At 68.3% G+C, this 15320-nt stretch carries 7 protein-coding genes; all 7 read right to left on the minus strand.

Annotated features, from left to right (window positions below):
- Positions 1 to 24 precede the first annotated feature (24 nt).
- From AM586_RS03375 to AM586_RS03405, 7 genes are read right to left on the minus strand one after another with little or no spacing between them, the layout of a single operon-like run.
- Complete coding sequence (locus tag AM586_RS03375) at positions 25 to 1632, minus strand: ABC transporter substrate-binding protein (RefSeq protein WP_052234024.1); 1608 nt, start codon at positions 1630 to 1632, stop codon at positions 25 to 27.
- 7 nt (positions 1633 to 1639) lie between these two features.
- Positions 1640 to 3874: a S8 family serine peptidase gene (locus tag AM586_RS03380; protein ID WP_162600516.1), complete on the minus strand. Its 2235-nt coding sequence runs from the start codon at positions 3872 to 3874 to the stop codon at positions 1640 to 1642.
- Positions 3875 to 3883: 9 nt separating this feature from the next.
- Positions 3884 to 4351 carry a hypothetical protein gene (locus AM586_RS03385; RefSeq protein WP_047825763.1) on the minus strand — a complete coding sequence of 156 codons (468 nt, stop codon included), beginning with the start codon at positions 4349 to 4351 and terminating at the stop codon, positions 3884 to 3886.
- 9 nt (positions 4352 to 4360) lie between these two features.
- Entirely contained in the window at positions 4361 to 6499 is a 2139-nt protein-coding gene (locus AM586_RS03390; protein WP_047825762.1) for an Ig-like domain-containing protein, read from the minus strand.
- Between the two features lie 7 nt (positions 6500 to 6506).
- Complete coding sequence (locus AM586_RS03395) at positions 6507 to 7871, minus strand: multicopper oxidase domain-containing protein (protein ID WP_052234022.1); 1365 nt, start codon at positions 7869 to 7871, stop codon at positions 6507 to 6509.
- Positions 7868 to 9097 (minus strand): multicopper oxidase domain-containing protein, encoded by a 1230-nt coding sequence (locus tag AM586_RS03400; protein WP_047825761.1) that lies wholly within the window; start codon positions 9095 to 9097, stop codon positions 7868 to 7870. Before AM586_RS03400 ends, AM586_RS03395 begins: the two co-directional genes overlap by 4 nt.
- Positions 9098 to 9127: 30 nt before the next feature.
- Positions 9128 to 15292 carry a hypothetical protein gene (locus AM586_RS03405; RefSeq protein ID WP_156328234.1) on the minus strand — a complete coding sequence of 2055 codons (6165 nt, stop codon included), beginning with the start codon at positions 15290 to 15292 and terminating at the stop codon, positions 9128 to 9130.
- Between the last annotated feature and the right edge of the window lie 28 nt (positions 15293 to 15320).

Consider the following 15320-nt stretch of genomic DNA (forward strand, 5'->3'; position numbering starts at 1 on the left):
CGTACAGACGAGGGGTTGGCGGGCTCACGGGCTCGCGGCGGCCACGGATGCGCTCACCGGTTCCACGGCGCCGCCCACGTAGACTTCGTGCGCCGCCACCCGCATGTCACGGCCGAGGCTGAGATGCGGGTGCATGGAAGGCAGTACCGTGACATTGATACTGTGTTCGACCAGTTCGAGGAAATACTCGCGCGAAAAACTGTCCAGCATGTGCATCATCGCTTCGCCGACCATCGACAGTGCGAACAAGGCGTCGACCTGCACCTCTTCTTCTTCGCCGGCGAAGATGGCGCGCGCCTTCAGCCAGTCGCGTGCGCGCCGCACGCGGCGCTCGTGTTCCGGGCCGCTGTCCCAGCGCGAGACCAGCACGGCGCGCTGCCAGGACGGCGGCGGCGCCGGCGCCAGGGACCCGGCAAGGTACAGCGGCCGGTCCGGAGGCGGCGTCAGCCCTTCCAGCCCGTGCCCGTCCAGCCACAGCACGGTGGCCGCATCGCCGTCGCGGCCCGGGCGCTGGCCGGCGGCAGGCTGCGCCGCCAGCACCTGGTCGGCGACCTCGACGCCGCCAGCCGCGAGCGCGCGGCGCAGCGCATCCGCTGCGGCCTGCGCGAGCGGATCGCCGGCGCGGTAGACCTGGGTTACGCGACCACGCGCATGCTGGGCGGCCAGCTGCTGCGCGATGCCTTCCGCTTCGAGCCGGATGCCGTCCGAAAAATAGATCGTGTACGCATTCGGCAGCGCGGACGCCGGCAGCAGGGTCTGGGGCAGGATGCAGGGCAGCTTGCGCCGCTCGCCGAAGGCGTGCACCGGCGTCCAGTCCTGGTCGCCCAGCCCGGACACCAGGGCGAATACGGGCTGCGTCCGGTACAAGCGTTCGAGCTGTCCGCCCCATTGCGCGGGCGCGCCTTCGAGCTGCCAGACATGTGGCACCCAGCGTCGGTATGCACGCTGCATGCGCATGGCGCCAGCGTTGCGCCGGGCCGGCTCGGAGCGCACCGCCGCGTTCTTGTCGCGGATGAAGGCGTCCAGCACCGCCAGCAGCGCCGCGCGCCGCGCCGGGGCCACGCCAGGCTGGATCACGGTGGCAAGATGCACGTCCTCGCCGTCCACGCCTTCCGGCGGCGTGGCGCCGAGCACGTGCAGGTAGGCGCCCAGGTCGCGCATGTCGGCCGGGCCCAGCGGATAGTGCGGCATCAGTCCGCCGAGCGGCCGCCCGTTCACGTCGATACCGCTGCGTACTGCGGCTGCCAGGCTTCGCTCGTCATACGGCGGCCGCTGGGGCTTGCCGATCTGGTGGGCGATGCGCGGGGTTGGCGCCGCCGGCGCGCGCTCCTGGAACAGGTCGTTTGCCGTGATCGGGCGCACCACGAAGGCGCCTTCCGCGGTGCCGAAGCCGCTGCGCCGGTGGCATTGGCTGCAGGCCGCTTCCTGCCCCGTCAGCACCGCGCCGTTCAGGCCCATGCCACGTACCGGCCTGCCGTCGCGGGTGAGCCCTTCGCGGTAGATCCGCTCCCCCGCCGCGGCGTCGCCGGCTGGCGCGGCGGCGGACGCCGGCGCCCCCGCCAGGCCCGGCCCGAGCAGGAGGAAAGCCGCCAGCACGGCGGCGCAACGCAGGCCATGTGGGAAGATGTGCATCGCCGCCTCACTGGACCTTGACCGTCACCGTGGCACTGTTCGACCACTGTCCCATGGTGTTTTTCACACGGTAGGTAAAGGTTTCCGTGCCGCTGAAACGCAGCGCCGGCGTATACGCGATCGTGCCGTTGCTGCCGACCCTGGCGGTGCCGCCCTTTGCGGGAGCACTTACGATCTCGACGGTGGCGGCCGCGATCGTTCCGCCGTTCGCATTGTCGTTGGCGAGAACGGCAAGGCTCCGGGCGGCATACGGCGAGCTGCGGTAGACCGGCGCAGTGTAGCTGTCCGCCACCGCAACCGGCGGCTTGGTGGCGGCGGGCTGGACCGTCAGGCTGACGCTGGTCACGGCGCTGCTTGCCGCGGCATCGGCTGCCCGGTAGCTGAAACCGTCGGCGCCGCTGTAGCCGGCAGCCGGGGTATAGCGGAAGCTGCCGGCCGGGTCGAGCACCAGGGTGCCGTGCGCCGGCGCGCCCACCAGCACCGCGTGCATGGCGTCGCCGTCGGCGTCGCGGTCGTTGCCCAGCACGCCCGGGGCGGCGACACTGAGGACCTTGCCGGCGCCGGTGGTATAGCTGTCGGCGTTCGCCACCGGCGCGCTATTCAGCGCGGCGACGGTGACGGTAAATCCCTGCGTAGCCAGCAATCCGCGCGGATCGGCCACCTGCGCCACTGCGCCGTTCGCGCCTGTCTGGGCATGCGTCGGCACCCAGGAGATCAGGCCGGTCGCCGCGTCGATGCTCATCCCGGCCGGCGCGCTCTTCAGGCTGTAGGCCAGGGCGCCGCCGTCCGCATCGCTGGCCTGCAGCGCGTACTGGTAGCGCTGCCCTTCGACTGCCGTGGCGGGCGCGGTCGAGGTGATGACCGGTGCGGCGCCACCGGCGCGGGACGCCAGCAGCTCGCGGGCTGCGCCCACGTCCACGATGCCGTAGCCGTACTGGTTGTCGGCGCCGGGCTCGCCGAGGTCGCGCGCACTGTCGATCAGGGCGGTTTCGATGGTCGCCATCGGCGCCGCCGGAAACGCGGACGCCAGCAGCGCCAGCGCGCCGGCGACGTGGGGCGCGGCGAACGAGGTGCCGCTCACCGTGGCGTACAACGGCAGGCCGCCGAAGGACAGGTCGGTGCTCACCACGTTGACGCCGGGCGCCACCAGCTTCGGGAACACGCCGCCGTCGCAGGCCGAGGGTCCGCGGCTGCTGTACGGGTCGAGCGCGAGAGCGGCATCGAGCGAGCCGACCCCGATCGCGCCGGGGTTCGACGCCGGGCTGACGGCCGTCGCCGGGTCCGGCCCGTTATTGCCGCCAGCGAAGACGATGGAGATGCCGGCCGCCTTGAGGGCCAGGATGTCGTCCGCGAACTCCGTGTTGCAGCTGCCGGGCGCGATCCCGTTCAGGCCCCACGAGGCGTTGACCACGTTGGGGGCGTCCAGGGTGGCGACGTTGCCGTCGGGGTCGAGCAGCCACTGGAAAGCGAGGTGGATCCTGCTCATGGTGCCGTTGCCGCTGTCGTCGAATACCCTGGCCGCGATCCAGCGCGCACCGGGCGCCATGCCGACCGGGACACCGCTTGCGGAAGCGCCGACCATCAGCCCCATGGTCTGGGTGCCGTGGCCATTGGCGTCGTAGGGCGTGGCGTGCTGGCTGTAGGGATCGTACCAGCTGTTGGCGCCGCCGCGCCAGCTGGCCGCCAGGTCGGGATGGCTCGCATCGACCCCGGTGTCGAGGCTGGCGACCACGGCGCCGCCGCCGTTCAGGCCCATGGCCCAGAGGGCGGGAGCCGCGACGGCGTCGAGGTTCCAGCTCCCCGACGGGACGGCAGCCGCTTTCGGCGCGCTCGCGAACGGGACCGGACCGTCGTAGCCGATCCGGCCCACCAGCGGATTGCGCGCCAGTTCCTGCACCGCCCATACCGGCAGCGTGACGGCCACCGCGTTGACGATCCAGAGCTGTTGCAGGCTCGCGATGCCGAACTGCGCAAGCAGCGGCGTCAGCCTGGCGGCGCTGGCGGCGCCGCGCGACTTGAGCGCCTTGAACACCGCGTTGTCGCGCTTGCGGCGGTCGCTCACCCTGAAGCCCGACAGGTCGAGGCGATCGGGCATCTGGATGATGACCGGCAGCCGGTCCGACGAGGTGCGCTCCGCGATCTTCGCCGCGAGTTCGGGCGTCAGCACGCCGGCGCCGGCCGGCGGCGCCAGCATGGATGCCAGCAGGCCGGCAGCCAGACCGTACCGATACGGTTTTCTCATCATCTTCTCCTATTCGACCTGCAGCCGGGCCAGTGGCTGGCCGTCGACCGCGAGCTGCACCGTTTCGCCCGCCTTGACCGCGTGACCCGGGTTGACGAACAGGACAAAGTAATCGCGGTCCTGGTACAGCACGTGGTTGCGGGCGGTCTGGCGCATCGGCCCGATGACGGGCGATTCCGGCACGCCCAGGGCCGCATGCCGGCGCGGGTCGAGCAGCTGCACCTTTTTCTTCGGGTCCAGCAGCACGGCCGCCTTGGCCGGATCGGTCACGCGGTAGCGCAGATCGAGCATGGAGCCGTGCGCGGTCAGGTGCAGGCCGTGCACGGCGATGCCGAGCGAATCCTGCACCGCCGCCTGGTCGGCCGGCGCGGGCGATGCCGGCACGGCCGGCGCCGATGCGCAAGCCGACAGCGTCGCCATGCCGGCCAGGCAGGCCGCGGCGGCGAAGCGGCGCAGACAAGGCTGGGGTCGGTTCATGGTCGTCTCCTATTGGACCTGGATGGTCACCGTGGCCCAGCCATTGCTGTTGGTGCTGCCCGACTCCTTGCCCAGTCGGTCCTTGACCCGGTATTCGAAGGTGTCGGTGCCGGTGAAGTTGTAGCGCGGTGTATAGGTGACGCCGGTGCCGCTGATGGTGACGGTGCCCCTCTGGGCCGTTGCAGTGCCGGACGTGCTGCCGCTCCCGGTGCTGCCCGGCTGGCGCACCCTCGCCACCGCCAGCGGCAGCTGGTTGGCCGCATCCATCGTCGCGCTGTCCGGGTCCGAGTCGTTGGCCGCCGGCGCCAGGGCCACCGGCTTGTACGCGCCGGCGCCGGTCTTGCAGACCTCGCTGCCCTGCCTCACGCGGAAGGTGCAGGGCGTCGCCTGGAACGCGTCGGGGGCCGCGACCGGCGCGCGGTTGCCGATCACCTGGATCGTCGCCAGCGTATCGGCGCTCTGGAGCGCCGCGGCGCCGGTGCCGGTCTGGGCCCGGTAGGTCACGCGCAGTTCGTTGGTGCTGGTCGACGAGGTCAGCGTCAGGCCGCCGTTCGGATTCACGCCAACCCGGTTCGATGTGGTATTGCAGGCGCCGTTGACGACCGTACATTCCTTGATCTTCAGCGCGCTCATGGCCTGCCCGCCGGGCGCGCTGTCGTTGGCGAGCACGCCCGGCGCGGCCAGCGATTGGTTGCCGAGGCTGGCGGAGTGGGCGATCGCGGTAAAGCTGTCCGGCGCCCCCACCGGCGCCCCGCCGCCGCCCGCCTGGCTGGCCGTCAGCGTATATTGCTGGTCGGCGAACAGAGTCGGGGTGGTCTGGTCGGTGGCACGCAGGGTCAGCGCGTAGCTGCCTGCGGCCGGCGAGGGCCAGCTCACCAGGCCGGTGCCCGCCGCCACCGTCATGCCGGCCGGCGCGCCGCTCAGGCTGTACTGGACGGCGTGCCCCGCAGAGGCGGTCGCATGGGCCGCATAGCTGTACGGCGTGCCGACCGTGGCCGTGGTTGGCGGCACGGTGTCGAACACCGGCGGCGCTGCCACCGCGGGCGCGACCGCCAGCCGGAACTGCATGCCGCCGTTCGGGTTCCCGTTGCTGGTGTCATAGAAGCGGCTGTCGAACACCGCGAACCTGACCGTCTCGTCGGCGCTGGGGGAGACCGGCTTGAGCAGCACGTCGAGCGTCTTTGCCGGCGGCAGGAAGGCCGTGTACTGCTGGCGCGGATTCGACAGGAAGGGAACCGGATTGCCGTCCTCCGCGACCACCTGCCAGTACTGCCCGTTGATGGTCGGGACGTGCGATTTCAGGCCCGCATTGAGGAAGCGGATCAGCAGGTTGCTGCCGGCCGGCACGCCAGTCGCGCCTGGCGCCAGGGTCGGGACGACGAGCGGATCCAGGCCCGGTCCGGGAAACGGCGTGCCATTGATCAGGAAGAGCTTCGGGTGGTATTCGAGGGTGCTGCTGCGGGGGCTGCCCTTGCCCCCGTAGGCCCCGGAGGCGACGTCGGCATGCATCGCCGGATCGATCTCGCTGTAGACCAGCGTGACCTGGTTGGCGTACACGATGTTGGTGGCGCCGCTGCTGTAGGCGACCTTGCCGGTGCCGGCGTCCTTGGTCATGGCGCCGTACAGGCCCATCTGCACCTGGACCTGCGGATGGGTGCCGCTGCTGTACAGGTAGGTGCCGGGCCGTATGCTGGCCCAGGTATAGGTGGCGGTCCCGCCGCCCGGCCCCGCCTCGCGGTCGAAGGAGCGGACCCGCGCGGTGGTATTGCCGGCCGGGCGCGCGCCGGCGTAGGTGGTGACGCCGTCCGCGTCGAGCCAGACCGGCTGCATGGCTTCCTGCTTGACCTGGCTGGCGATGACCAGCGAAGTCGGCTCGGGCAAGGTATTGGTCAGGTGGACCACCAGCCCCTCCCCGGGTGGCACCGTCAGTGGCGGCCCGGGCACGGTGACCGGGGCGTCGCAGGCGGCCGGTGCGGTACTGCCGGTGCCGCACAGCGCATAGCCCCACATCGGCACGCCGGCAACCGTGGCGGTGCCGGTCTGCAGCCAGTATTCGACGGCGCCGGCGCCGCCGCTCCATCCCCCGAGTCCGGCCAGCGCCAGCAGCACGGCCGCGGTACGGATCGATGTCGATCGCTTCTCGTTCATGACGTCCTCACTCAGTAATCGCGACACCGGGCGCTTCGATGATCAGGAAAGTCTTCATCCCGCCGGGGAACACGTTGTTGGTCGTGATTTCCTTTTCGTTGTGCGAATGCCAGATGTGGAAATAGCCGCCGTTTTCGCTCAGGCCGGGATGGCCCTGCGGCAGCACCCCGAAAGTGCCGATGTAGGGACTGCCGCTGTAGTACTCGCCGAAGGCGACGTCCTGCTGGTTCGGCAGGATCACCGGGAAGGGCTTGCCGTGGTCGGCGCACCATTCGTGGGTCGGGCTGAAGCCGCCCGCATCCGGCACGCAGGTGTGGCCGTCGCTGGTGCCATAGATATCCCAGCCGATCCCCTTGCCGGTCCACTCGAAGATCAGGTCGGCGGTCTGGCCCGGGATGCTGCGGATCGTGAAATCGGGCGAAGCCAGGTCCGGCCCGCTGCCGGGTGCGCTTTCGAGCACCCTGGCGTCGCGCGCGAGCGGCTGCATGTGGGCGCCGTGGTGGTGGAAGGGATGCAGGTCGCGGCCTGCGTTCAGCTCGCGCACCAACACCTTGTCGCCGGGGTGCATGATGGGCGCCGCGTTGTACGGCTGGTTCGGCAGCCACGGCACGCCGGCCGCCAGCAGCGTGTCGGGCGCGTTGCGGCCGTTGATGAACCACATGGTGGCGTAGAACGCCGACGTATCGACGTCGATCGGCTGGTGCTTGCGCACCTGGTTCGCGATCGTGTCGTGCATGGCCGCGTCCATGTCCGTCAACAGCAGCAGGAATTCGCGATCGAATTCGGTTCCCGCCTGGTTGTAGGCCTTGCGGGTCGCCGTGGCGGACGGGTCGAAGCCGGCCGGACGCACGATCAGCGCACCCAGCAGGCCCATTTCAACCTCCAGCGAGGGCTGCGACCCGCTGTGGTACAGGTAGGTGCCGGGCTGGCCCGCGACGAAGGTGTAGCTGACGCTGCCGTTGCGCCCCGCTTCCTTGGTCAGGAGCCCGTCCGAACAGGCCGCCGCGCCTGCCGCACAGCTGGCGGCGACGCCGATCTGGCCGGGAAACACCGCCGATACCGCCAACCCGTCGACGGGCAGCTGGTTGACCAGGTTGACCGTCACCGTGTCGCCCTGCTGCACGATCAGCGTCGGGCCGGGGTATTGCATGATCCCGGTCGCGGCATCGGCATAGCCCCAGGCATAGACCGTGTTGCCGTCGCCGGTGACGAGGCTGGCCTCGGTGGCGACCAGGTTGAAGGTGCGCGGGCTGCTCGGGGTCCCGGCCCCGCTGCCGGTGATTCCGTCGATCTTTGCCAGCGCATTGCCGGCCAGCGCGGCCAGGCAGAGGGTGAGCGCGGCCGCGCGCCGCGCCTTGTCGGCGATGTTCATGTCGGATCCCCCGTGATCACGATTTCCGTCATCATCCCGCCATAGTCCTGGTCGTTATTGCTGAGGAAATTCAGATTGGTCGTATAGAAGAAATAGGTGCCGGCCGGGACCGACGAGGCGTCGATCATGACCTCGACCGACTCGCCGCCGCCCAGCGTCACCGAGGCGGTGTCGTAGTACAGGTCCTTGCCGGTCGGCCCGCGCAGCTGGCGCGCACCGGCCCCGACGACGGTCATCGGCAGGCCTTGCGCGGTGACCGTGTAGTAGTCCGCCACGCCCAGGTTCGAGAGCCGCAGCAGCAGGCGCGAACCCTCGGTGCGGCGGTCCAGGGTCACCAGCGAGCTTGTCTTTTGCGACTGGAATGTGGTGCCGGAGGTATACGGGTCGACCTGGGTCGGCGGCAGTGCGGCGGGATTGACGGTGTCCGGATAGCCGCGTCCGTTGATCATCGGGTAGACCGTCTTCATCTGGTTGAACGGAATCGGCTGGATGCCGAAATCGGCTTCGTGCGTGGCCGTGTCGAAGGCGGTCAGCTGCAGCGCGACCGCCTTGCTGTAGCCGGTCGAACCGTCGCCGTCGTTGTAGACGAACTTGGTGTAGGTCTTGCCCTTGTACGTCTTGCTGGTGCCGTCCTGGCGCGGCTTGACGAACAACTGGCCCTGCATCCCCATCTGGATGTGCTCGGCCGCCTCGACGTGGCAGTGGTACATATAGGTGCCGGGTTCGTTCAGGTTGTAGAAATACGTGACGCTGGCGCCCATGCTGACTGTCATGGCGCCCTCCGGCACGCCATCGAAGATCGGCGCCTGGTTGGCGAAGCCGTGGAAGTGGACGCTGTGGGTATCGAACAGGTCGGGACGCGCCACCATCCCGACATTGCTGAGCGTCAGATAAAAGTGATCTCCTTCGTTCAGCTCGATCAGCGGGGCCACGAAGTTCGCGTGCGCCAGGTTCAGCACGACGTCCTTGGCGAGGGTGCCGGTGACGTCGTCGAAGCCGAAGGAGTACATCTGCCGCCCGTCGGCCATGGTGACGAAGCCGTCGCCTCCCGTCAGGTGCTTGCACACCGTATTCGCCGGACGCACCTCGCGCCCGGTCCATGTGGCGTCGCCGTTGGTATCGCCGGGACACTGGACGAACACCCCGGCCCGGGCGGCGCCGGGCAGCCATGCGAGGGCCGCGAGCAAGGCCGGCCCACCGAGTTTCCTGATGATCTTCACGTTCACGATAAGCTCCTTCGAGTGGACCGGTTGGCGTCAGGGGACGGTGCCGCCGGCAAAGTCGTCGATGTGGCCGTTAGCCGGCTCCACCACACCGATCCGTCCGGCGCCGGCGACGAAGGCGTTCCCGCCGCTCACCGGCAGCGTCGCGCTTCCCAGCAGGGCCGGCACGCCGCCCTGCACCTTCCACACGGTCACGGTGCCGGACGCGCTGCACTGCGCCAGCAGGGTGTCGCCGCTTGCCAGGGTCACGCCGCTGGCGACCGTCGCGGTGTTGGCGAAGGACAGGCCGCCGGTGGTCGTGGTATCGACCACGATCGAGTTGTTGTTGTAGCGCACCCGGACATAGCTGGTGTAGGTGCCGAGCACGAAATTGCCGGCAGCTTTCAGCAATAGCCCGACGCCGTTCAACTGCCCCCCGCCCAGCACCGCGGACGCAGCCTGGCTGGGGCCGAACTGGTCCTTCCAGAACGCCACGCCAGCCAGCGTAGCTGCCGCTTGCTGGGCGTTGAGACGGATCGCCGCCGCACCGAACAGCACCCCTTGCTGCCAGCTGGCGCCAAGGGTATTGGCATTGGCCCGGTTGAAGTTGTCCAGCACCGTCAGCGTCGGCGCCGTGGCCGGAGGCGGCGCGCTGCCGCCGCCGACCTCGTCGGCGCCGATGTCGATCTTCGCCGCGTTGCGGCTCTGGCCGTCGTAGTCGGCGTCGGGCACGCCATTGCTGGCGGTGCGGTTCAGGCCCTTGTCGACCGCCGGTGACGTCGCCTTCAGGTGGTAGTCGCCGAACAGCGGGCAATTCGCTGCGCTCTGGGGCGACTTGGCCTTGCCGTCGCTGCCCATGCAGTTCCACGGGGTCAGCGGACCATAGCGGACATCGATGTAGTTGCCGCCCTCGTCGCTGGTGGCGGCGGTGTCGATGGTCGTCGAGAAGCCCGGAATGAACGGGGTCGGCTTGCGGTCGCCGTTCGGATAGGCCGCCACGAACAGCGGGTCGTCCGCCAGGTTGCCGTTGCCGCCATAGCCGCCGGCGCCCAGCAGGTCCGACAGGATGCTGTGGTCGGGGCTCAGCTTGTCCTTGCCGCTCTCCACATACTTGCCGGCGAAGGTGCCCTGCTTGGCGGTGCCGATCACCGCGAGGTCCACATAGACCGGATTCTTGCCCATCAGCGAAGCGGTGTTGCAGCCGCCGCCCGGATCGGCGTCGAACAGGCCGAATTCACCCGCCCCGCTGCCGGTAATGGCCCAGCAGCCGACCCGGTTGTGCCACAGGATGTCATTGTGCAGTACCGGATTGGAGAACAGGTAACTGTTGCGCTTGCCCTGCGCAATCGCCGCGACCAGTCCGCCGCTGCTGGCCTGCGATACCAGGCCGGCCGGCTGCGGGCTCGATTGCGGGTCGCCCGGATGGGAAAAGGCTTCCTGCGCGGTCGCGGTGGTGTCGTTGAAGGCGATCGTGTTGTTCGAGGCGTTCACCTTGAGCGCATCGACGATCGCCACGCCGCCGCCGGCAAACCCCGAGACGTTGTCGACGATGATGTTGTTGACCATCGTGACCGTATTCCAGGTCGACTCGTTGTTCGGTGCGCGGCTCACGTCGAGGCCGTTCACCTGCGCCAGGCGGACACCGCCGCCGGCGCCGGAGCCGGCATTGTTGCCCTGGATGAGGTTCTGCTGCAGGCTGACCGAACCGGTGCCCGCCGACAGCGCGCCGGCATTCAGCGGCGGCGCACCGCCGATGAACACGCCGCCGCCGGTCGAATTCGCGGACTGGTTGAAGACCTGGTTGAACAGGATGCGGTTGTTGGCGATCAGGCCGCCGTCCGCCAGGCCGAGCTGGGCGACGCCGCCGCCGTGACCGAGCGTGAAGTTGCCGCACACATGGTTGTTCACGACCTGGTAGTTGCTCGCGCCATTGCCCAGGCCGATGCCGCCGCCCACGCCGGATTCGGTGCCGCCATTCTGCACGACCCAGTTATGGTGGATGTTGGCGTTCGGGTCGACCGAATCGGTATAGCCGCCGTAGGCCGTATTGTTCTGGTCCAGCAGGTCGACGTGGCCGATGCGGATGCCGCCGGCGTAGGTGCCGGAATTCCCGACCACGCGGTTGTTCGCGATCTGCACGTTGCGGCCGTAGCCGCTGACCAGGATCCCGCCGCCGCCATCGGCGCCGGTGATGGTCAGGCCGTCGATGCGGGCCGGATTGGTGGCGTTGAAGTGGCCGTTGCCGGAACCGCTCGACGCGGCCTTGCCGACCACCAGCACGCCCGGGGCTTCATCGGCGCCGAACAGGATCGGTTCGTTGTCGCTGAGGTTGCCGCCCAGGGACTGGCCGGGCAGCAGGTCGAAGGTCCGGTTGGGGCCGGCGTTCAGGGTATTGACGCCGGTATCCGGATCGATGACCGGCGGGCTCGCCGGCCTGGCGTCGATCTTGCGGTCGATCAGGCGCCGCCATTTTTGGAGCGTGTCGTTCCCCAGCTTCGCGGCATTGATCATGGTCGACATGGCGCCCCAGCCCTGCAGCTGCACTTTCTTGTCCATGATGACCGGCGTGTTATAGATGCCGGGCGGAACGATGATCAGGTCGCCGTCGCTGGTGGTCGGCGCGTCGATGACGGCCTGGATGCTGCCGCCGGCCGGGACGTACTTCGGCGCCGACCCGCCGACGGTCACCGTCAGGCCGACGGGCGAGACGACGCCGTCGCGCGTGATCAGCAGCTGACCGGTGGCGGCCTTCGCCGGTACCGACACCACGACCAGGTCGTTGGCCCAGCTCACCACGGGCAATTCGAGCCCGCCGAGGGTCACCTTGCTGTTCGGCCCGGCGGGACCGAAGCCGAAGTCGCGCTTGACCAGGCGCGGCGTGCCGTCGCCCGGGTCATAGTAGGGATTGAGGACATCGAGGCTGCCGGCGGACACGATCGTCAGGGTACGGTTGCCGCTGGCCGGCACCCAGGGACCGCTGTTGCTGTCGCCGGTGACGCTGTAGATCATCGGCACGCCATCGCCGAATTCGCAGTCGACCGGATTCTGCGACGGGCCGGCAAAGGCGGCGACCGGCACCACCGGGGTGTCCAGGTAGGTGGTCTTGCCCGGCAGGTACTGGAAGGTGTAGCAGAACTGGCTGTAGCGGCGGTCGAAGTAGGGATCGATCACCATCTTCGGGCTGCCGTCCGGATTGGTGGCGCCGCTCGGGTCGGCGATCGGGCCCGGCGAGTTCATGCACGAGGTAATCATGCTCGGCGAGACGCCGGACGGGAACGGCGGATTGATCGTGAAGGTCGACGGCACCAGGAAGTTGAAGGAACCGAATTCATCGGCATACACGCGGCCGATTTCCCTGCCGCTCCAGTCCAGCAGCGAGACCGGCAGGTGCGGCGGCGCGTGCTTTTCGCCGAAGGTCGGCGCATTCACGTCGAATTCGCTCGAGAGGTCGTCGAGGATGAAGCCGACACCGTGGCCGGCGACCGGGGCTTCCGTGTACAGGAAGAAGTTCGGGGCCGGGTTGCGGCCGGGCTGCATGTCGACCAGCTTCATGTCGCACTTCTTCCAGGTCTGGCCGGCGCCCTTGAACAGCGGGTTGCCCTGTCCCTGCCCCGGGAACAGGGTCAGGTAGGCCGGCACCGGCAGGTCGCGTCCGACGCAGGGGAAAGGCTCGGCCTGGGGCGTCGGCGAGATGACGTCGCCGAAGACGACATTCTTGTCGCCATTACCCTGGTGGAAATAGCCTGGTGGCGCGACGGCTTCGAGGATGTATTTCACGTTGGGCAGGTTGGCCTGTCCGGCCACGCTGCCGAAGGCATAGCCGCCGTCGAACACGGCGGGACGCGCCTGGTTCCAGTTGCGCAGGCCGTCATAGCAGTCGAGCGCTTTGCCGGCGTCCGTTCCATACGGAACCTTGTACGCTTCGCCCGGGCACCCCGAAGGTTGCGCATCGTCCCAACCGTCGGTCTTGCCCAGGCCGACGTAGGGACGGTTGCCGTCGTCGGAGTTGGCGCCCCACTTGAACACATCGCCGTAGCTGAATTCCTCCGGGCCGCCCTGGTGGCTGCGCTTGACGTCTTCCGGTCCTTTCTCCGGCGCCGATTTGCCGCAGGAAGCCGGATCGCGCCAGCAGAACGGGTAGTTGTCGACGTCCGGAGGATCGTAGGCGTAGCCCTCGCTGCTGCGCGACTCGCAGCTGCCGTCACCGGCCGCGGACGGCTTGTCGGGCTTGCCGTCGCCGTCGCAATCGAGGAACAGGTTGACCTGCACGCGCGGGATCCCCGGCTCCCAGTTCTCGGCGGTCGCGTACTTGGGATCGTCCTCCGCGCGCGTGATGCCGTATTGGACGATACCGGCGATGCCGCCGTTTTCCTGTCCCGAATAGGCCTTCTTGCCATACTCGATATGGTTGGTCTGGCCCAGGAAGGTCTGCATCCCTTCCAGCAGGACCACGCCGTGCTCGACCCGGTACGGCATGGTCTGCCCGACGTCGTGGCACAGGTTCGGATTGCTGTTGCCGGGGTTGGCATCCACGTCTTCCTGGGTGCAGGTATACACCTGTGGCGACAGCCGGTCGAACGAGGGGGTGGTCCAGCCGTTGTGCGGCGGAACAGCGCCGCCGCCGTCGACGACCACGGTGGCGCCGGTCGCCTTGAAGCGCGAGTAGTCGACTTCGCCGATCATCCAGTTAAAGAAGGGGAAAAACTCGTTGAACTTGAACTCCCCCTTCGAATCCGTCAGGGTCGACTGATAGATGCTGCCGTCGCGGAAGCGGATATTCATTGCCTGGTTGGCAATACCAACTTCATTGGCGTCCGGGAATCCATCGCCGTTCGTATCGAAGAACACCCTGCCTTCATAACGGGCGAACCAGTTAAAGACCGGCACGTTACCGAGCGCCAGCGTGCTTGCGCCCGGCGCCACCGTGACCGGTGCGGTGGCAATGATCAGGTCGAGGGCTTCGTCGAAGACAACCAGCTCCCAGGTGCCGGCCGGGACTTTCGGTATCGAGAACGTGCTGTCGGCGTTGCACGGCGCCGCGTACAGCGCGCGCCTGGTGCCGGTAGCCTCGTTCAGGCCGATCCAGCACCCCGGGAACGGCGCGCCGTCATGGAAGCTGTAGTCGGGCGGGCGCGAATTGTGGATGTTGACGATCTTGCCGGTGATGGTGGCGGTGCCGTTTAGGACTGGCGTGTTGCCATTCTTGGCTAGGACGCCCTTGTGCGTAAAGCCCGTGAATACGTGGTGTCCCGGCGGTCCGAACTCCTGGAAGAACGGGGGTTCGCCGTTGCGCACCCAGGCGTCGTCGCCCTTGGTGCCTTCGATCGTCGTGGTCTGTTGCCAGTCGGTGCCGGTCGGCGGTACGACTTGCACCGTGTACTTGGCGGGGTACAGGTTGCGGATGACCGCAATGCCGTCGGCGCCCGATTTGATGATGCCGCTGCCACGTGCGAGCATGACCGGTTTGCCGTTAGCGTAGCAATAGCCTGCCGTTAACGTCTCACCGGCGCCGCAACTGGTCTTGTAGGTCGTCCCGAGGGGGTTGCCGAACGCGTCCTGGGTTACCTGCCCGCCCGATGCCCCATAGGTGCCGCCGGCTTCGGTCAGGAGAATGGTGAAGCCGGCCAGGCCCTGCTCCTGCGGCAGGTCGGGCGCCCCGTTCAGGGGACTGTTGTCGTTGAAGACGAATACCGAGAGCTGCGCCGCCGGCAGGGGATACTTGTTGACGTAGACCGTGACCGAGGTGGCGCCGGCGGGAATCGCCGCGCCACCCATCGCGTAGCCATCCTCGGGCAGGATCGATATATAGTGGCGTTTGCTGCGGTCGAGCGCCGGCAGCGGCATGTATTTTCGGTCTGGATCGAGGCAGGCCACCGAAGCCGGTTCGCTGCAGTCGTTCCCGACGACCGGCGTGCCGTCCGCCATCTTGCCCGCCGCAAGCACCGGCATGTAACTCGAGTGGAAGCTGAACGAGTAGCTGTCGCGTGTAGCGTGCTGCCCCGGTATCGATTCCTTGCTGGTGTCCTGCTCGATCGTCCACCGGTAACTCGTGACCTCCTTTACCGCCCCCGACGGGTCGACACCCATCACTTTAACCTGCAGGGGACCCGGTTCCGCCAGCGCCGGACTTCCTGCGCACGCAAGCAAGACCATGAAAACGGGCATGAGCAGGCATTTCACCATGCCCGAAACCGCCCTGGTGATGATATGTAGATCCATGTTGATTCTCCCGGCCACCCTTGGTTTT

The sequence above is a fragment of the Massilia sp. WG5 genome (assembly GCF_001412595.2).
Classification (GTDB): Bacteria; Pseudomonadota; Gammaproteobacteria; order Burkholderiales; family Burkholderiaceae_D; genus Telluria.